Source organism: Campylobacter sp. RM16192 (genome assembly GCF_004803855.2).
In the GTDB taxonomy this organism is placed as follows: Bacteria; Campylobacterota; Campylobacteria; order Campylobacterales; family Campylobacteraceae; genus Campylobacter_A.
Genome location: NZ_CP012552.1, coordinates 310954 through 330528, shown reverse-complemented (window position 1 = coordinate 330528; position 19575 = coordinate 310954). Strand labels below are relative to the sequence as shown.

19 protein-coding genes and 1 tRNA gene are annotated in these 19575 nt (G+C 36.5%); 9 read left to right on the top strand and 11 right to left on the bottom strand.

Translation table 11 applies throughout. From position 1 onward, the window contains the following. Positions 1 to 138: 138 nt before the first annotated feature. A complete protein-coding gene (locus CDOMC_RS01715; protein WP_172127387.1) occupies positions 139 to 780 on the bottom strand; it encodes a cupin domain-containing protein in 642 nt (213 codons plus the stop codon). 968 nt (positions 781 to 1748) lie between these two features. Here CDOMC_RS01715 and CDOMC_RS01710 point away from each other — a divergent pair. The 4 genes from CDOMC_RS01710 to CDOMC_RS01695 all read left to right on the top strand — a co-directional run bounded on the left by CDOMC_RS01710 (position 1749) and on the right by CDOMC_RS01695 (position 5004). Then, positions 1749 to 2252 carry a Rieske 2Fe-2S domain-containing protein gene (locus CDOMC_RS01710; protein ID WP_172127386.1) on the top strand — a complete coding sequence of 168 codons (504 nt, stop codon included), beginning with the start codon at positions 1749 to 1751 and terminating at the stop codon, positions 2250 to 2252. 9 nt (positions 2253 to 2261) lie between these two features. After that, positions 2262 to 3527 carry a cytochrome b gene (locus CDOMC_RS01705; RefSeq protein WP_172127384.1) on the top strand — a complete coding sequence of 422 codons (1266 nt, stop codon included), beginning with the start codon at positions 2262 to 2264 and terminating at the stop codon, positions 3525 to 3527. Beyond that, positions 3524 to 4552, top strand: coding sequence for a c-type cytochrome (locus CDOMC_RS01700; RefSeq protein ID WP_172127382.1), 1029 nt, complete (start codon positions 3524 to 3526; stop codon positions 4550 to 4552). Before CDOMC_RS01705 ends, CDOMC_RS01700 begins: the two co-directional genes overlap by 4 nt. Positions 4553 to 4674: 122 nt before the next feature. After that, positions 4675 to 5004 carry a YnfA family protein gene (locus CDOMC_RS01695; protein WP_172127380.1) on the top strand — a complete coding sequence of 110 codons (330 nt, stop codon included), beginning with the start codon at positions 4675 to 4677 and terminating at the stop codon, positions 5002 to 5004. Positions 5005 to 5014: 10 nt separating this feature from the next. Here CDOMC_RS01695 and CDOMC_RS01690 read toward each other — a convergent pair whose 3' ends face one another. The 10 genes from CDOMC_RS01690 to gpmI all read right to left on the bottom strand — a co-directional run bounded on the left by CDOMC_RS01690 (position 5015) and on the right by gpmI (position 14473). After that, positions 5015 to 5164: a hypothetical protein gene (locus CDOMC_RS01690; RefSeq protein WP_172127378.1), complete on the bottom strand. Its 150-nt coding sequence runs from the start codon at positions 5162 to 5164 to the stop codon at positions 5015 to 5017. 156 nt (positions 5165 to 5320) lie between these two features. After that, on the bottom strand, positions 5321 to 6262 hold the full coding sequence (gene accA, locus CDOMC_RS01685) for an acetyl-CoA carboxylase carboxyl transferase subunit alpha (protein WP_172127376.1): 942 nt from the start codon (positions 6260 to 6262) through the stop codon (positions 5321 to 5323). A 1-nt stretch (position 6263) separates the two neighbouring features. Then, positions 6264 to 7475 (bottom strand): beta-ketoacyl-ACP synthase II, encoded by a 1212-nt coding sequence (locus CDOMC_RS01680; protein WP_172127374.1) that lies wholly within the window; start codon positions 7473 to 7475, stop codon positions 6264 to 6266. A 31-nt stretch (positions 7476 to 7506) separates the two neighbouring features. After that, the gene (gene acpP / locus CDOMC_RS01675; protein WP_172127372.1) at positions 7507 to 7740 is read right to left on the bottom strand and encodes an acyl carrier protein; all 234 of its coding nucleotides are present in this window, start codon (positions 7738 to 7740) and stop codon (positions 7507 to 7509) included. Positions 7741 to 7792: 52 nt separating this feature from the next. Then, positions 7793 to 8536, bottom strand: a complete 744-nt coding sequence (gene fabG, locus CDOMC_RS01670; RefSeq protein WP_172127370.1) for a 3-oxoacyl-ACP reductase FabG — start codon at positions 8534 to 8536, stop codon at positions 7793 to 7795. Between the two features lie 71 nt (positions 8537 to 8607). Beyond that, positions 8608 to 10005, bottom strand: a complete 1398-nt coding sequence (locus tag CDOMC_RS01665) for a DNA double-strand break repair nuclease NurA (RefSeq protein WP_172127368.1) — start codon at positions 10003 to 10005, stop codon at positions 8608 to 8610. Beyond that, positions 9995 to 11416: an ATP-binding protein gene (locus tag CDOMC_RS01660; RefSeq protein WP_172127366.1), complete on the bottom strand. Its 1422-nt coding sequence runs from the start codon at positions 11414 to 11416 to the stop codon at positions 9995 to 9997. Before CDOMC_RS01660 ends, CDOMC_RS01665 begins: the two co-directional genes overlap by 11 nt. Beyond that, the gene (locus CDOMC_RS01655) at positions 11400 to 12140 is read right to left on the bottom strand and encodes a hypothetical protein (protein WP_172127364.1); all 741 of its coding nucleotides are present in this window, start codon (positions 12138 to 12140) and stop codon (positions 11400 to 11402) included. Before CDOMC_RS01655 ends, CDOMC_RS01660 begins: the two co-directional genes overlap by 17 nt. Further along, positions 12141 to 12998, bottom strand: a complete 858-nt coding sequence (locus CDOMC_RS01650; protein WP_172127362.1) for a DNA adenine methylase — start codon at positions 12996 to 12998, stop codon at positions 12141 to 12143. 14 nt (positions 12999 to 13012) lie between these two features. Then, positions 13013 to 14473 (bottom strand): 2,3-bisphosphoglycerate-independent phosphoglycerate mutase, encoded by a 1461-nt coding sequence (gene gpmI / locus CDOMC_RS01645; protein ID WP_172127360.1) that lies wholly within the window; start codon positions 14471 to 14473, stop codon positions 13013 to 13015. Positions 14474 to 14547: 74 nt separating this feature from the next. On the opposite strand from gpmI, the gene mraY reads away from it, so the two are divergent. From mraY to CDOMC_RS01620, 5 genes are all read left to right on the top strand, one after another. After that, a complete protein-coding gene (gene mraY / locus CDOMC_RS01640; protein ID WP_172127358.1) occupies positions 14548 to 15612 on the top strand; it encodes a phospho-N-acetylmuramoyl-pentapeptide-transferase in 1065 nt (354 codons plus the stop codon). Further along, positions 15612 to 16856 carry a UDP-N-acetylmuramoyl-L-alanine--D-glutamate ligase gene (murD, locus tag CDOMC_RS01635; RefSeq protein WP_172127356.1) on the top strand — a complete coding sequence of 415 codons (1245 nt, stop codon included), beginning with the start codon at positions 15612 to 15614 and terminating at the stop codon, positions 16854 to 16856. Before mraY ends, murD begins: the two co-directional genes overlap by 1 nt. Before the next feature lie 66 nt (positions 16857 to 16922). Further along, a tRNA-Phe gene (locus CDOMC_RS01630) sits at positions 16923 to 16998 on the top strand. Positions 16999 to 17447: 449 nt separating this feature from the next. Beyond that, positions 17448 to 18692, top strand: a complete 1245-nt coding sequence (locus CDOMC_RS01625; RefSeq protein ID WP_172127355.1) for a tyrosine-type recombinase/integrase — start codon at positions 17448 to 17450, stop codon at positions 18690 to 18692. An 11-nt stretch (positions 18693 to 18703) separates the two neighbouring features. Continuing rightward, positions 18704 to 19447, top strand: a complete 744-nt coding sequence (locus CDOMC_RS01620) for a hypothetical protein (protein WP_172127354.1) — start codon at positions 18704 to 18706, stop codon at positions 19445 to 19447. Positions 19448 to 19575: the final 128 nt, after the last annotated feature.

Below are 19575 nucleotides of genomic sequence, written 5' to 3'. Positions count from 1 at the left end.
AACAAAATATTAAAAGTCTATTTTCGAGTAAATGTTTTGTGCATTCTGCTATAGAGTGTTTAATTTTTGATAATAGTTTATCATAAAAGCTTTAAAGCAAAATTTTATAAGAACGGCAACCGGCTTGATATAAAAATTTTATTTATCTCTTGTTACTATTAAAAGCATTTTAAATTTATCTTTTATCTTTAGCCCGTGCGGGATCTTGCCCGGCATCACGATACTATCGCCTGCTTTGATATTAAAATTCTCATCGCCTATCGTAAGCGCAAGCTCTCCTTCAAGCGCAACTAGTAGCGCATCTCCCGGCGCAGCGTGAGTGGAAAGCTCCTGCTCTCCGTGAAAACTCATAAGCGTCATCGTGCCGTTTTCGTTTTTTACAAGGGTTTTACTTACGACTTTGCCATCTTGATACTCGATCGCATCCGTAAGAGCGAAAATTTCGGCCTTTGGCAGGTGGTTTATCATTGTATTCTCCTTAAAATCTATTAAAATCATCTTTGTCTTTTCTTTACTCACGACCTTGCGCCACGTCTCTTTTTCTATAATAAAAGCTTCGTTTTGTTTAAGGCTAAATTTCTCATCTTCACAAAAAAGCGAAATTTCACCCTCTAAAATCCACAATAACGAGTCACCAAATCGCTTCTCCTTATCAAGCTCTTCAGTCGTGTCAAGCGCGTAAAGATCAAGGTCTAAATTTTTATTTGAAAATAGTCTTTGGCTTACTATACCGCCGCTTTCAAAGCAAATTTCGTCTTTGATATTGTAAATTTTACTCATTATTTTCCTTTGTAAATTCGTATCAATTATCAAATCAACAAAGGAATTTTAGCAGGCTGAACGATAAATAATCTTGATATGGATTATCTTTTTTTAAAAATTCATAAATAAATTTTAGTGTCAATACTATTTAACCTCTTATTTAAAAACGTTTAGATACAAAGACTAATATTGAGTGAGGTTATTGTAATAACTATAATAACAACTCCTTTCTACTTACAACTTCGCTTGTTCAACTGCCCTATCTTAACAGATTAAGATGGTCTAATTTATAAAGCTAAAAGCTACTATTGCTTTTTATAGATCAAAAATAAACATAACCTATTTAAATTTTAGCTTGTTTTACCATGAAAGTCTTGTGCATATGCTATACAATATCAACAAGAAACATAACGATAATAAATGAATCATTATTTAAAACACTTACTATACTCAAAAAATATTCTGATGCAAAAGTAGAAATTTGCCAATTAACTAATTATGATAAATACGATTGTCCCAATATATACTTATGAAATACTTTTTATTAATTAATATATTTATATATGTTTTATATTTTAAAATCAAGTACTGCAAAAAAGCAGGAACTAAGTCTCCTTATTATCAAATTATCTTGTGCTATTATCATTTTTTAATTTATACATTTGGCTATATAAAAATTTAATACTCTATACAATATAATACCAATTTTCAAAGGATAATAGATGAAAAATCTATTATCATTGTTTACTAAATATGACATGTTTTGTCAAAAAAACCAAATTTAAAAATATTAATATTACAATAAGTCTCGATAAGCACAGGATTTAAAAAGTAAAAATTAATTTAAAAGCAATATAATATTTCACTGATTATTATTAATAAATCCTTAACATGACTTAAAAAAATTTCTATTTTTAATTTACAAAATGAAGTTTTAAACTTTACAAAGATATAATAGATAAAAATTATCATTAGAAAGGAAAATAATGTCCGTAAAACAAGAAAGACGGAATTTTATCGGATTGGCATTCGGTGCGGTTGCGGCCGTAGGTGGTGCTTTTTCGCTTGTAGCCGTCAAAAAAACTTGGGATCCGCTTCCAAGCGTAAAAGCGGCAGGATTTACGACAGTAGATCTTAGCCCAATGAAAGATGGCGAGATGCGCCAGATCGAGTGGCGTAAAAAGCCTATTTTTATCCTTAAAAAAGATGCAAATATGGCTCCAAACGACAAAAGAGATGTGGTGGTTGGAGACTCAAGATACATAGTGGCTATAGCACTTTGTACGCATCTTGGTTGTATTCCTGAGTGGAGAGCAAGCAAGCAAGTCTTTATCTGCGCCTGTCACGCAGGAGAATTTAACGTAGACGGTATCAATACCTTCGGTCCTCCTCCAAGACCTCTTGATATACCGCCGTTTAAGATAGACGGGACTAAGCTAGTACTTGGCGAAACGGGTCCTGAGTATGAAAAACTTGTAGCTCAGGCATAGGAGGAAAATATGGCACAAATTCGTAAATCAACGGGGATAATCGACTGGCTGGATCAAAGAATAGCACTTAATAAAATGATGAAAGTGCTAGTTAGCGAGTACTGGATACCAAAAAACATAAATTTCTTATGGGCTATGGGCGTTATTCTTACGACGCTTTTTGTATTGCTTTTGATAACCGGCTTTTTGCTTATGATGTATTACAAGCCTGATATAAATTTAGCCTTTGACAGCGTAAACTACACTATCATGAAAGAGGTCGAGTACGGCTGGTTATGGCGACATATACACGCAGTTGCCGCGTCTGTGATCTTCTTAATTATCTACATTCACACGTTTACTGCGATTTATTACGGTTCATATAAAAAAGGAAGAGAGCTTATCTGGATAAGCGGTATGTTGCTTTTCATACTATTTTCAGCCGAAGCTTTTAGCGGATATATGCTTCCATGGGGACAGATGAGCTACTGGGCGGCGATGGTTATTACGAACTTATTTGGCGGAATTCCTGTGATAGGAGATGCAGTAGTTGAGTGGATAAGAGGCGACTATGCGGTTAGCGACTCAACCCTAACACGCTTTTTTATGCTTCACGTATGCTTGCTTCCGCTTGTTTTGATAGCGGTTATCGCGCTTCACTTCTATACGCTTAGAATTCCTCATGTAAACAATGAAACAGGCGAGGAGATAGACTTTGATGTAGAGGCTGAAAAATATCTAAAAGGCGATAAAGCAAACGCGAAGGTTATACCTTTCTGGCCGGGATTTTTAGCAAAAGATTTCATGTATATCGGATTTTTCATGATCTTTTTCTTCTATCTTGTGTGCTTTCACTTCAACTTCGCGATGGATCCGATCAACTTTGAGCCGGGCAACCCACTAAAAACTCCACCGCACATCTATCCTGAGTGGTATTTCTTGTGGCAGTATGAAATTTTACGCGGATTTTTCTTTGATATATTTGGCTTCTCTGCTTACAATATCGGTCTTATCGCGTTTGCATTTGCAGGTATCGCGCTATTTTTCATGCCGATATACGACAGAAGCGACGTTGTTGCTCCTGCGCACGAGAGAAAAGGCTTTTTCGTATGGTTCTGGCTACTAGTGATTGACATGATAGTTCTTACGATATTTGGAAAGCTTCCTGCAGACGGAGTTACAATGGGAATTTCAAATTCATGGATAGGATTTTACTCAACGATTACATTCTTTATCTTGCTTCTTGTGGTACTGCCTATCATAACTACGCTTGAAAAGAAAAGGGGTGGCAAATGAGAGAGCTAAAAATTCTTATGGTTGTTGTTGTTCTATCGTTGATAACATACTGGGGCATTGAGCCTTACGCTCACTCGATCATGCATCCTAAGGTAGATCCTGTTAATTACAACTTTGCCGAGGGCGACGTAAAGCAAGCTGAAGTAGTAGTTAGTAAAAGAGAAGCTGATTTAGAGAGCGCAAAAAAGCTTGGAGAGACAGCCAAGATAAAAAATGCGGAAAAAGACTTGCAAGAGGCGAAAGACTCTCTTGAAGAGTACAAAACTTTTTGGGCTGAAATAGGTGCTATAGACTTTAAAAAAGGCAACGCCGAAAAAGGCGCGGAAGTATTTATGAACGCAGGCTGTGCGGGTTGTCACGGACTTGAGGCTGCAGGCATGCCTGCTCCTATGGATAATGCAAGTGCAAGCGAAGCTTATAAGGTAGTTCCGCCTGATCTAAGCACTGCAGGATATCTATATGATGACGCTTTCCTTGCAGCAGTAATAAAAAATCCAAATATAGCGCTAAAACTAAAGCATAAATTTAATGACGAAAATCCTTATCCGATGCCTGCATTTTTCGGAGCCGGCGGTGAAGACATAAACCAAGAGCTTGCCGATATGGTAGCTTATCTTAAGTCAGTAGCGCCAAAAGAGGTAAGTGATGAGAAAGTATTTGCAGACTCTTGCCAAAGATGTCACGACATGAAATACGAAAAACAATATGTCTTTACAAACCGCGTAAATTTAGCCGAATACATGGGGTCAAATCCGCCTGATCTATCTATGATGATACGCTCAAAGGGTGCTGATTATTTGCATAAATTTATCAACGACACACAAAAAATGCTTCCTGGAACGGCTATGCCAAGAGTAGGTCTAAACAAACAAGCTGAAGAGCAAGTCGTAGCTTATATGCAAAAAGCGGGCGATGAGAAAAAAGCCGAAAGGGAGAGCTTGGGAATTTATATCATGATATACTTCCTAATCTTTGGAATCTTTGGCTGGCTGTGGAAACGCAAAGTTTGGAGCGAGCTTCATTAAAATTTAAGAGCCTATTTTTAGGCTCTTTTCTCTTTTTAATCAACTTCATTATCTGATTTTAACTATCAAAATTTATCCAAATTTCTGATATAATTCGCTCAAATTTTAGACAAAGGCAACTCGTGATAACAAACATCTATCTATTTTTAGCTGCGTCATTTTTTGAAATTTTTGGCTGTTTTTCATTTTGGCTATATTTTAGACTTGCTAAATCTTCCGCTTGGCTTGGAGCAGGACTAATCTCACTCATACTATTTGCCTACATCCTAACTAAAATCGATCTTGAAGCTGCGGGCAGAATTTACGCTATATACGGCGGTATCTACATACTATCTTCGTTTTTATGGATGATATTTGTAGAAAAGGAGATGATGAACAGATTTGACATCATAGGGTTAGCTTTTGTGATCTTGGGAGCCGTGATTATATATTTTGGAAACAAACTGGCTTGAGCGTAAATTTTCATTCACGCTCAAATTTTGATTTTAGCTCTATTTTTTCTTTTACGAAAAATATTGCGCTTGCATTGTAGTCTTTATGCAGTACTTTACCTACAAGCTCAGGGGCTATATCTTCATTCACAGGTTTTTCAAGCTTAAATTTACAACCCACTTACCGCTTGAAGTTACTTTAAATTGTGGTTTTTCAATTCATTACAAATAAATTTAAAAACCACAATTTTATATTGTCGTGCAAGTAATCAAAAAATATTATAGAAAGCAAATTTTGGAGTAAATAAAAAAATTTAAAGAGCAAGACTAGGCTATCCTACTTGCCCTCTTGGAAAGCTCCGACAGATAAAATTTTATTCATTCTAGCGCTTAAAATTTGCTCCATATTTTTATTTTCAAGCTTAGCAAGCTCATCTGTAAAATATGTCGTAAGTGCTTTTACAGCACCTTCTTTATCTCTATGAGCACCATTTATCGGCTCTTCGATAACATCATCTATCAAATTTAAGCTCTTTAAATCATCGGCAGTTATCTTCATAGCTTTAGTAGCTTGTTCTTGCTTGCTTGGATCGTTCCAAAGTATCGCAGCGCAACCCTCAGGAGATATAACCGAAAATACCGAATTTCTCATCATAGCAAGCTTATCTGCTACACCTATCGCAAGCGCTCCGCCACTTCCACCTTCGCCGATTACAACAGCTATCATAGGAGTTTTTAAATTTGCAAATTCAAAAAGATTCCTAGCTATAGCTTCGCTCTGTCCGCGCTCTTCCGCAGCTATGCCAGGATACGCGCCCGGAGTGTCTATCAAAAACAGTATCGGCAAGCTAAATTTCTCGGCAAGTTTTGCTACACGAAGAGCTTTTCTATACCCTTCAGGATGAGGCATACCAAAATTTCTCTTAAGTTTATTTTTAGTGCCACGACCTTTTTGCTCACCTATGACGACTACTTTTTTTGAGCCTATATAACCTATATAACAAACTATAGCGTGATCATCACGAAATGCCCTATCGCCGTGAATTTCGTAATAATCCCTCATCATTCCACGTACATAATCAATAGCATACGGGCGATCAGGATGACGTGCAAGGCTCAGTCTTTGATATTCATTTAAATTTTTATAAATTTTAGCAGTCTCTTTTTCTAAATTTTTATTTAAAATTTCAACAGCATGCTCGTCGCCTCTGATTCTAGCATTCGCTATATCATCATCTATCTGTTTTATGCTTTTTTCAAAATCTAAATAACTAGCCATATTAGTCCAATTTTTTAAATATTACCGATCCATTCGTTCCGCCAAATCCAAAAGAGTTACTCATAACTGCTTTTAGTTCAGCTTTTCTTGAAACATTTGGCACATAATCCAAATCACAGTCAGGATCTGGAGTGGTTTGATTAATAGTAGGAGGTATGATTCCGTCACGCAAAGCCATAATAGACACTACGGCCTCTATCGCTCCAGCAGCCCCTAAGCAATGCCCTGTCTGTCCTTTTGTAGAACTTACAGGAGGGCAATTATCTCCAAATAGCTCTTTTAGAGCAGCTGTCTCATTCTTATCGTTTGTAGGCGTTGAAGTTCCATGGGCATTGATATAATCAATTTTTATACCGCCTGACATTTTTAGCGCCCTTTTCATCGCACTTAACGGTCCTTCAAGAGTCGGAGCTGTGATGTGATAAGCATCTCCACTCTCTCCAAAACCAACTATCTCAGCATAAATTTTAGCTCCTCTTGCTTTAGCGCTTTCCAATTCTTCAAGTACCAAAGCCCCGCTTCCCTCACCCATGACAAAGCCGTCACGATCAGAATCAAACGGACGAGAAGCTTTCTCAGGCTCATCGTTTCTGGTTGAAAGTGCCTTCATAGCGGCAAATCCGCCTACACCGACACCGCATATTGTTGATTCTGCACCTACGACAAGCATCTTCTCTGCTTCACCTATCATTATCGTCTTAGCAGCTTCACATATCGCGTGCGCAGAAGCCGCACAAGCAGTAACGCTCGATACGTTCGGTCCTCTAAGTCCATGCTCGATCGATACTAGTCCACCAAGCATATTTACTAGTGCGGAAGGGATAAAAAATGGAGATATTTTTTTAGGACCTTTTTCAAGCAATATGCATGAATTTTTCTCGATATTCGGAAGTCCACCGATACCGGCAGCCGAGCTTATACCAAATTCGCTAGCGTCAAATTGACTAAAATTTGCATCTTGCATAGCTTCGCGAGCCGCTTTGATACCAAGTTGTATAAACCTATCAACTTTCTTTACTTCTTTGCCGTCCATTACGGTTAGCGGGTCAAAGTCAGTAATCTCAGCCGCAATCTGAACAGGAAAATCACTAACATCAAACGAAGTTATCTTTTTTACGCCGGTTTTACCGTCGCATATCGCCTTAAACGAACTTTCTTTATCCAGTCCAAGAGCGTTAATCATTCCAATTCCGGTTACTACAACTCTTTTCAACATATCTCCTTGTTTATATTTATAAAAAGAATTATTTATTCAATTTCTCTATATAAGCTACAACGTCATTGATGCTGATCAGTTTCTCTGCTTCGCTATCAGGAATTTCGACTTCAAATTTCTCTTCTAAAGCCATAACAAGTTCAACAACGTCAAGTGAATCAGCGCCCAAATCTTCAATAATCTTTGATTCAAGCTTAACAGCCTCAGGGCTTACACTAAGTTGCTCAACAACAACATCTCTAACATCATCAAAAACTGCCATTTCAGGTCTCCTTATAAAAAATGTTTCAGATTTTAATATATTTTTGCTTAAATTACATATAAAGTCCGCCGTTTACTTTAAGCACATCGCCTGTCACATAACTTGCGTGATCACTTAGTAAAAACGCAATAGTTTCGGCTACTTCGCTTGCATCTCCAAGGCGTTTTAGCGGGATATTATTTATATAGTTTTGCTTGATCTCTTCGCTTAAAACTTCAGTCATGTCTGTTTGTATAAAGCCCGGAGTTACACAGTTAAAGCGCACGTTTCTGCTTGCCCCTTCTTTTGCAAGGCTCTTTGTCATCGCTATCATGCCGCCTTTACTAGCCGCATAATTAACCTGCCCAGCATTTCCCATTTCACCTACTATGGAAGCTACGTTTACAACCGCTCCAAAGCGCTTTTTGCTCATCACTTTTAAAGCCTCTCTTGAGCCGATGAAGGCAGATGTCAAATTTGCATTTAGCACGTTTATAAACTCGTCCGTTTTCATGCGAAGTACAAGCTTGTCGTTTGTGATACCTGCGTTATTTACCAGATAGCTTAGTTCGCCATCGGTATCAACTATCAAATTTATGCCTTTTATAAATTCATCCTCGTCTGTTGCATCAAATTTTATCACTGCAGCTTGACCGCCGGCAGCTATGATCTCGGCTTGTAAAGCATCTGCAATCTCAGGCTTTGAGCGGTAGTTTATCCATACTTTTAAACCCATACTTGCTAAAACCTTACAAATTTCAGCTCCGATTCCTCGACTTCCGCCAGTTACTAATACATTTTTTCCAGTGAATTTCATATATATCCTTAAAGTCAAAATTTTAATAATTCTACCTTAAAGAACTTGTTTTGGGCTTAATGCCACATCAACTATTTGAAATATTTTCTAGACAAAATATCAAGCATTTTGCCGCCTGGCTTAAGACTAATAGACGAGTGTTTGTGAGCCAAGATAACCGGTACTGAGCCGTTTTGATACATATCTGTTTCAAATTTTATAATCGTAGCAAGGATTGAGTCAAAATTTTTATAATGAGATATCTTTATTTTTTCATTATGAAAATCCTCTGTTTTATTAGAAAATGGATATAAAACGCAAACTACAAATTGTCTATGATCTGAGCTTTTGATGAAAAAATCCTGACCGTAATAAGTTTCTACTCCAAAATGTTTATCCTGGCTATCGTCTTTTTCATTTATAAACTCATACCTATACCTATCATCAATAGGAAAAATTACATTTTGAGAGAGTCTATTTTTCATATTTAAAAAATGTTCCACAATTCTGCCCGTTTTAACAAGACCAATAATTATAGGCTCAGAATATCCGCTATCTACACACTTTCTTTGCATCTCATAATATGCCATCATTAGCGCTCTGTGATATTTCGCACCCTCTCCGTAGATCGCCAAAGGTCCATCTAAAATCACGGCTAATTCCGATAGAAATTTGATGTCATTGTTATAAATGTAATTTAAATAATGAAACAAAACCAAATGTTCTAATAAATTCATAACCCTAGAATAAGTCCCTTGATTCTCACCCGTGTTTGTAAATGGCTCGTGCACTCTTAAAACATCTGTTGCAAAAATTTTATTCTTACAATAAGGACAAATAACATACTCATCGTTAATTTCTATTTCAAATTTGTCATTTTTACCACAATTTCTATTTGGACATTTATCCAGTTTAAAATTTTTCCTACTATTTTTCAACTCTGCTTTTTCTATCCTTAAAGAGAGTTCAAATAGTGAATCTATTAATCTATAGTTGCCTAATTTATACTGCTCGCTTTTAAAAATTTTTAAAAGTCTTTTTCTAAAACTTTCAAATGCAGAAGTATCGCCTTTTTCTTGTACATAAGCACCCGGCAGGGCAAAAGAGAGGCAGCTAATGTCGTCTTGGAGTTTTGCCACTTGCTTAGGATCTATGTATTTATATTTATCGTTAGATGCGATACCATCGTATCTTTGCACATCTAGAAACACAAGCCCTATTTTGATATACCCTAGCTTTCTGCTTGGAAAATCCTTATCGGCTAAAACTTCATAACAAGACCCGTCCAAAGAAAGCACAAATTTTGGCATTTTAGCGTTTTTATAAGTCTTAAAATATGAAGTATGGTATTCGTTTTCTATCAAATCCTTGATATTTTGAACACTCGGTCTTGGCACATCAGGGCAACTTTGCAAAAATTCAATAATATCCGGGTTTTTCATAATATCAAAATGCGAAATTTTAGATGCAAATTCACCGTTAAATGGCATTTTCTATCCTATCAGGATCTGGAGCTGGTATAAAATCCACATGATTTGGCAAATTTTGATATTCAAGTTTTAATTTATTTGGATCAAATAGCTTAATTTGTGTTGGTATGACATAGTTTGACGAAAGGGTTTTTATCCTTGCAAAACCGACATCTTGAGCCTTTTTAAGTGATGGTGTAAAGCTTTTAAAGTCATAATATTTTGATAAAGATTTTAACTCGTCATCGTTGTTTAAGTGCGTTACAAATAAATTTTCGGTATTTGCCAAAATATTTGGATGCACCGATGATGGCTCTTGTGTAGCATAAACTAAAGCTATCCCAAATTTTGCCCCCTCTTTTGCAATCCTAGGCCAAGTTTGGTCTAAATTACTGTTTTTACCTATTAAGTTATGAGCTTCTTCAACATAAAGCACACACTGCATTGCCGGTAAATTTTGATTAACTATATCGATATTTTTCTCAAGAATAAATTTTGCTATTTTCTCTGACATATTTGCCTTCACTGACTGCAACCCAACAGATAGATCCAAAATAACAACTCTGCCTTGTTGGAGATGGTTGAAAATATCCTCTTTTATATTTTTGTTTCCTTTTGGCGAGTGGTATGGTAAGGATTTTTGAAATAGAGACTTTGTGTTTATTGATCTTTCGCTATCGTTTTTGCCTACAATAATATTTAGCATAGCCTCCTCTGCACTATCAAGCCAATTTCTTTTGCTGGATTTACTTTTTAGCTCTTTGTTAATCTTTTTTAGTCCAAGACTAACATCTCTTACCATAGCCAAAAAATCTTTCATATCAAAAGGCTCAAGCCCCTTTGCAGGATCTCCGTATTTATCTTTCATAAACTCAACTTTTTGGTCTTGACTTTTAAGACAAGAAATTTCATTTATATCAAATTTGTCTTGACTTTGTAAGTATTCAAACAAAATAAGCCAAATTTCTTTACTAATTTCAAATCTGCACTTAAGCTCGCCTTGAAAACTAAAGCCCATATTGTGTAGCATACAGTGATAAATTGCCCGTTTTTTATGCCATCTTGTCTTTTCTGATAGTTCTTGCGGCTCATCGTTATTAAACTCTAAGCCAAGAAATTTTTGCATTGAGTCTGATAAGTTATTTTGACTCTGCTCTATATGGCTCTTGATAATCTCAAGTCCGTTTTCAAGAGATGAGTAAAAATCATCTCTTAAATCAAAAAATCCCTGCGTTTCAAGCCCTCTATATCTAACCGTATTATCAAAAAATACATCATTTATAGACGACCCATCATCTTGCCCGTTTGCATTTGCATACTCTCCGTTCATATCAAAAACAAGCTGCCCGATTTTGATCTGAGCCTTTTTAGCTGCCATACAAACTGCAGATATTATCGTTTTGACAGTGTTTGATTTACCTGTTCTTGTCATACCAAAAAACAGCCGTGCGTCTGGATAAAAAATCAGCCGGATGAATTTTGACCTCAACTTCAGAATCTTTATTCAATTTTTGGAGTCTATTTGTGGATGTATAGCGTAAATTTCCTATCAAAAACGGCTCAGGTATATCATGAAAACCCATTTTAGAAGCATCTTTTTTCATCTTTTGCTTTTTATAAGGATCTATATAATTTACAATGGCTTGCAAAACATCTTGCATTGGCTTATATACTTTTATGCCTGCCATTGACTGATAATCCTCTATATCAGCCCCAAACATCCATTTGCCATCTTCCATATAAAAAGAACCGATAATCTCGCACTCAAGCCCTCCAAACTGAAGCCAAGAGTGAGTTATAGGTTCAATATTATCGTGTTCATCGTCAGAATAAATCTCAGGCTTTGATTGATAATGCTCTATTAGAGTTTTTATCTTTTCGCTATCGCCTGGAATTTCACAAGAGCCCAACATTCTAAATAAAAATACAATTTTTTCCTGTTCTTTTGCATTTGAAAAATCATTTGGATTAAAACTAGCACCCAAAAGAAAGCTATTAAGCGGAATTCCACAAACTCTCTCTTTATAAGCATCGTTTGTAAGCACCCAAGCATTTTGATAATCAAGCTTAAAAACATCACCTATAAAATTTTTCTCTGGCTCTTTTATCATCCTAGCTAACGTATTTCGTTTATCAATTTGCTCTTTAACGCCCATTTAAACCCCTTTTATTAAATTTGGCTTATCAATCATCTTTAAATTTTTAAAAATCATTAGCTCACTGCCGATACTTTTTTGTTTTAAGCTAGCCGAGTATCTAAGATTAAAATCAAATTTATCAAATTTCAAATACAGCTCTCTTATCTCATCGCAATTATCATAGGTTACAAGTAAAGGAAGATTTATATCTTTTAAAATTTGCGAAAGTTTTACATGATCATTGTGCTGATAAAAATTTCTATAAAGCTCAGGACCTTTTTTATAATAAGGCGGATCAAGGTAGAGCAACGATTTGCGATTTGCCATTTTAACAATGAGACTTATAAACTCAACCGCATCTAAATTAAAAATTTCAATGTTAGTCTTTTTATCTGCAATTTGTATGATTTTTTGAATTAAATATTTTTTATTAAATCTGCAATCAACAGTATATTTGCTACTTTGTTTCATACCGCCAATTGGCCCGCCTTTTATGATACCTGAAACATTTGTGCGATTTAAAAAAAACGCGGCAAAACCAAGCTCTAAATTTGAGTAGTCTTGTTGATTTTTGATTATCTCTTTTTGGACTTGCCACTCTTTTAAATTTACCTGAGCGTTATTGATTTTAGCAATAAAATTATCTGTATCGTTTAATATACAATCCCAAATAGCATATATAGATCTATCAAAATCATTTATAAAAATTCTATCCACAAGACCATTTAAAACTAGACCAAAGGCAAGTCCTGCTCCACCAGCATAAGATTCTATATAATTACCGCCTATTAAATTATTTTGTCTTAGCAAATTACTAATCCAACTAAACAAAATGCCTTTCCCGCCAGGATATCTTAATGGCGAATATGTTTTCATCAGAAACAAATATCCTAAATCAACGGCTCGTCCATCTCGGCCGGTTTTTCAAGTCCCATTAGCCTAAGAACGCTTGCTGCGATATTATTTAGCCCACCGGTTTTTACTTCTTTCACTCCATCACCCAGCACAAAGCAAAACACATCGTAAGTCGTGTGGTTTGTGAGCATTCCGCTTTTATCTCGCATCTCTTCGCAGTTACCGTGATCACTCGTAATTATCATAGCATAGCCCTTTTCCTCTACCTTAGCGACAATCTTACCAAGCGCGCTATCTACAGCCTCTACTGCTTTTACGCCCGCATTAAAATCGCCAGTATGTCCTACCATATCGCCGTTTGCGAAATTTACTACGATAAAATCCTGCCCGTCATCAATCGCTTTTAAAACCGCATCGCACACACCATCAGCGCTCATTTCGGGCTTTTCATCATAAGTTTTAACTTTTGGGCTTGGGATTAAAATTCTAGTTTCGTTTTCAAGCAGTTCCTCAACTCCGCCGTTAAAGAAAAAAGTCACATGAGCGTATTTCTCAGTCTCTGCCGTGTGAAGCTGGCGAAGTCCGGCACGAGATATAACCTCTGCTAAAGTATTTGTTATCTTATCGTTTTCAAACAAAACAGGAAAGCTAAAATTTGCGTCGTATTCCGTCATAGTTACTAAATTTTGCACTACAAAAGGGCGCTTAAATTCACTAAATTCGCTCACACCAAACGCCGCTACTATCTGCCTCATCCTATCATTTCTAAAATTTATAAACACAACTCCGTCATCTTTGCCAATCCCTTTAAAGCCGTTAAAACTGGCAGGTTTTATAAACTCGTCCAAAACGCCTTCGTCATAGCTATTTTGGATATATTCGCTTGGTTTTAGGCTCTGTAAATTTGCACCATCAATCATAGTCTTATAAGCCTCACTTACCCTATCCCAGCGCTTATCTCTATCCATAGCGTAAAATCTACCGCAAACCGTAGCCACGTTAAATTTCTCTTCAAGCTGCTTCACAAACTCCGCCGCACTCGTAGGCGCTACGTCCCTACCATCGGTTATCGCATGAGCGTAAATTTCACATCCGTTATCCTTAGCAAGTTTGCACATATCATCAAAATGCTCAAGATGAGAATGCACGCCCCCATCGCTATAAAGCCCTATTATATGGATATTTTTACACTTTGTAAAAAGCTCTTTTAGTTTTGCGTTTTGAGAGAGTGAGCCGTCTTTAAACCCAAGCGAAATTTTTACCAAATTTTGATACAAAACCCGCCCGCTTCCTATGCACATATGCCCTACTTCGCTATTTCCCATTTGCCCCTTAGGCAAGCCTACCGCAAGACCTGAAGTCTTGATAAGCGAATTTGGCACATTTTTAAATAGCCAATCATAAGTCGGCTTTTTCGCCGCTGCAAATGCGTTAAATTCTGAGTTTGGATTAAATCCTATGCCGTCTGTTATCACTAAAATAGTTTTTTGTTTCATATTTCATTCTTTAAATTTAGATAAATTTTAAGAGCATTATACTAAAATTACTCTTTTTAAAAATAAAGGCTCACATGTTTTATTATCTTTATGAAATCCTAAATTTTAACATCTTTCAATACATCACAGTTCGCGCAGGCATAGCGTTTTTCATATCTTTTGCACTTACCGTTTATCTTATGCCTAAATTTATCGCTTGGGCAAGGGCTAAAAACGCCAGTCAGCCGATTTACGAGCTTGCTCCAAAAACACACCAAAAAAAAGAAAAAACCCCGACCATGGGAGGCGTAGTCTTTATGCTAACGGCAATACTGGCAACTATCATCTGTGCCAGACTTGATAATAGCTTCGTTATCGCCTCTTTGCTCTGTCTTGCGGGTTTTACGGCGATCGGATTTAAAGACGACATATCAAAAATTCTAGGCGCAAACAACCACGCGGGGCTAAGCCCTAAAGCCAAGCTTTTAGCTCAAATTTTAGTATCTTTTGCGGTTTCAACCGTGCTTTATCTTAGCGGCGATATAGGAACCGAATTTTATGTGCCGTTTTATAAATTCCCGCTACTGGATCTTAAAATTTTTGCCATAGTCTTTTGGACACTAGTTATAGTTGCGGCCTCAAATGCGGTAAATTTAACGGACGGGCTTGACGGGCTTGCGGCAGTTCCTGCAATGCTTTCGCTTGTTACGCTAGGAATTTTTGCCTATATCTGCGGACATGCGCTATTTAGCTCTTATTTGCTACTTCCAAAGATCATCGGTGTGGGCGAAACTATCATCATCGCTTCGGCTCTAATCGGCTCTCTGATGGGATTTTTATGGTTTAACTGCCATCCCGCACAAGTTTTCATGGGTGATAGCGGAAGTCTTAGCATAGGCGCTTACATAGGACTTATGGGAGTTATGACCAAAAACGAAATTTTGCTTATTATCATAGGATTTATCTTTGTAATTGAGACTTTAAGCGTTATTTTGCAGGTTGGAAGCTTTAAAATTTTCAAAAAGAGAATTTTCTTAATGGCGCCTATTCATCATCATTTCGAGATTAAAGGCTGGGTTGAAAACAAAATCATCGTTAGATTTTGGATCATCGCGCTTTTAGCAAACCTCATCGCGCTAACCGCATTAAAGATAAGATAATGAAAAGAAGTTTGTTCGGTTACGGAGGCACAACCAAGGCTATTGCCAAAAACTGCCAAGATGAGGGAATTTGGGATGTATATGATGACAAATTTAGCCAAATTTCAAAGGATGAATTTGGAAATAATCTTTTGCCGGTAAGTGAATTTAATCCAGACAAAAGCGAACTTGAGATCCCAAGCCCCGGCTTTCCTCCGTATCATGAGCTGATTAAAAAATCGCAAAATTTGATAAGTGAATATGATTTTTTCGCATCCAAAATGCCTTTTAGCGTATGGATAAGCGGAACAAACGGCAAAACAACCACAACCAAGATGATGCAACACCTGCTTGAAGACAAAGGCTCGGTAATGGGCGGAAACGTAGGCACTCCACTAGCTGAATTAGATACTAAAGCTAAAATTTGGATACTGGAGACGAGCTCTTTCACGCTTCACTATACAAACCTTGCAAAGCCTGATATATACGTGCTTTTGCCTATAACGCCCGATCATCTTACTTGGCACGGCGATATGGGCTCTTATGAAGCCGCCAAGCTTAAGCCGCTTGGTATGATGAGAGAAAACTCGGTTGCAATATTGCCTGAAATTTACGCTAATACTCCGACTCTTGCAAAGGTCATAAGCTATAAAAACGAAAAGGATTTAGCTAAATTTTGCGGAGTTGCCACAAATGAGATAAATTTCAAAGTGCCGTTTTTAATGGACGCTCTTTTAGCGCTGGCGGTACAAAAAATAATCTTTGATAAATGCGACGCGAATTTACTAAACAAATTTGTGATAGAGAGCAATAAACTTGAAGAATTTAATGACAAATGCGGGCGGATTTGGGTAAATGACACAAAAGCTACCAATATCGACGCGACCATTCAAGCTCTAAAGCGATATGAGAATAAATTCTTGCACCTAATCCTAGGCGGAGATGATAAGGGTGTCGATATGACCCAGCTTTTTGAGGCTATAAATAGCGCAAATACTAAAATTTACGCTATCGGCTCAAATAGCGATAAGATTATGAGGCTAGCTGAGAAATTTCAAATTCCAGCTCTAAAATGCGATTTTTTAGATGTAGCCGTAACACAAATAGATAAAAATTTAAAAAAACCGACTAAGGAAGCAAATTCAAAAGAGGCTCAAATTTTAGACGAGATAGCTCTTCTAAGTCCTGCTGCTGCAAGCCTTGATCAGTTTAATAGCTACGCCGAGCGAGGAGATAAATTTAAAGAATTTGTTGCAAATTTATAAAATTTCATTTTGTATTTAACCTAATTTTAAAATTTAAAAGTGTATAATCACATTTCTTTTTTAGGTGGTTGGATAGCTCAGTCGGTAGAGCAGCAGACTGAAAATCTGCGTGTCGGCAGTTCGATTCTGCCTCTAACCACCATCTACTATTTTTTACAATCTAAAGCACTCTAACAAACCCCCTAAAATACGGACTTTGAGAGATTTTAACACTCTAAAACAATCTAAACTAAACAGGCAAAGCTAAAGATTTAAAAACATTTTAAAATTAAAAATATTTTTGGCAAAATTCTAAAAGTCAAGCGAAAAAATATTTTTAAAACTCACAAAACGCTCTATTCATCGGGCTTACAAAGCACTCCAAAAAATGTTTTAAAACGCTTGAAACGCCTAAAATAGGTATTTTGAAAGCTTAAAAAATACTCTAAAAGAGAAAAATATTTTTAAACCTCATCAAACTCCGTATTTTAGGCACTTAACGAGCATAAGACAGCGATTTTTAAAATATTTTTGATGAGTAATTTGATCCAATAAATTGAAAAAATATTTTTAAATCGTCTCAAATAACGTATTTTAGGGAGTTATGGCGATATGTCAAGAATAGTAAAGCCCCTTACCGATAAGCAGATAAGAGAAACTAAGCCTAAAGACAAAGATTACAAGCTTACAGACGGCGACGACTTAGGGCTAATCGTAAGCAAGACAGGGCGCAAACGCTGGGTATTTGCTTTTATTAGTCCGGACACGGGCAAACCAAACAATACGGGGCTAGGTAATTACCCTACTTTATCATTAGCGGAGGCTAGAGAAAAGCGAACCGAGCTTAAAAAGCTCGTAATGAGTGGGGCAGACCCGATAACAGATAAGAAGCGCGCCAAAGCTCAAAGAATAAGCGATCATAACTGTAGCTTTGAAAAAGTCTTTAATGAGTGGCTGGAACTAGAAGCTAAGAGCATATTGCCACAGACGCTAAAGACAAAGCGAGGGCGCATAGAAAATCACGTAATGCCGATACTAAAAGACAGAGGCATAAAAAGCATAACTCACGCCGAAATAGCGGTAATACTCAAAGAAGTATCAAAGGCAACCCCGCAGACTGCCGAGATAATCAATCAAATTTTAAACCGCGTCTTTTTATTTGCCGTATCAAGTGGCTACACTGATATTAATATTATGGGCAATATTGACGCTAAGTCAATCATACCCAAAACAAAGGTAGAGCATTACGCTAAATTGACCGAGCGCGAGGATTTAAAAGCCTTTTTTAACTCTATTTACGACTACCCACATTTTGAGACGATTAAAAACGCGATGAAGCTATGCCTACACATACCGCTAAGAGCTGCGCCGTTATCGCGCCTAAAATGGAAATATTTTGATCTTGAAAAAAGAATTTTAACAATACCAAGAGCCGAGCAAAAAATTAAGCGTAGCGAAATAGGCGATTTTAAATTGCCGTTAAGCGATGAGGTTATGCGAATAATCCAAGATCAAGCCAGACTAAGCAGAGCATACGAATACGTCTTTATTAATTCTCACTTTACCGACCATATCCACAAAGACACCGCCACGAATGCAATTAAGGGCTTTAATTTTAGAGATAGGCAAACGGGGCGCGTAGTAACCCTGCATAGCCTAAGAGGCATATTTATGACGCAAGCGTTTAACAATATGCAAAAGCACAAAGTAAGCAAAGAAGCTATTAAAAAAGTGCTTGATCATCTACACGGCGATAGAGTGGACTTAAGCTATTCAGAAAAAGCCGACTTTTTAGACGAGCTTAAAATCCTGCTTGACTGGTGGAGCGATTACATATTAGACATAAAAGATAATTAGGGGGGCAAGATATGGCAAAACTAAGCGAAACAAGAGATACACAAGATAACAAAGACAATAAAAGTAACATAACAAAAGAGGCGATAGAGTTAGTTATAACAGACATTCAAAAGGTATTAGCAGGCAATAGACACGACAAAAAAGATTATATTAACGCTTTTAACGATATGCTAGGGTATCGGGTAAATGATAGCTTTGAGGCTGAATTTGGCAATTATGATATTTTTTGGGAGCTTGAAATTTTAACGAAGTTTTATCAGATAGACGAAGCAAAAGACGAAATAATAACAGCCTTTGCGGAGTTTTTTAAAAACATCATAGATACAAAGCAAAGCAAAACCGCCATAGTCATAAGATACGAGAACTATTTAAAAGCTATTCAACTTTTAGAACACTCTTTTTATTTTTATAAAGGAGAGTTTGATAAACAGCACATAATGGATAATTTTGACCTACAAACAGAGGTAAATGGATTTTTTGACGACGAATTCAATTATTTAACACCAATGGAAATAAAAACAACTCTTGCTTTTTTAGAGTTTAAGCAAACATCAGACGAGTATTTTAAACCCTTTAAAGAGCAAAAAGAACGATACGATTTATTAAATAACACACAAGCAATAAGAACAAAATTTACCGACACCCTAGTATTAAAAGCCGATATGTATCAAATTGTCGGAGTTGATAAAAACAAAAAAGCGACACTAGCGAACAAAATTTATAAATATTTTAATCCTAACGACAAAAACGCATAAATAACCTAAAAATATTTTTAGCTATCTATAAAGCCCTAAATAATGGGCTTTTACTTTTTTAAAACTCACTAAAAACACACTAACTTTACAAAAAATACCTCAACACACACTACAAGCCTAAAAATATT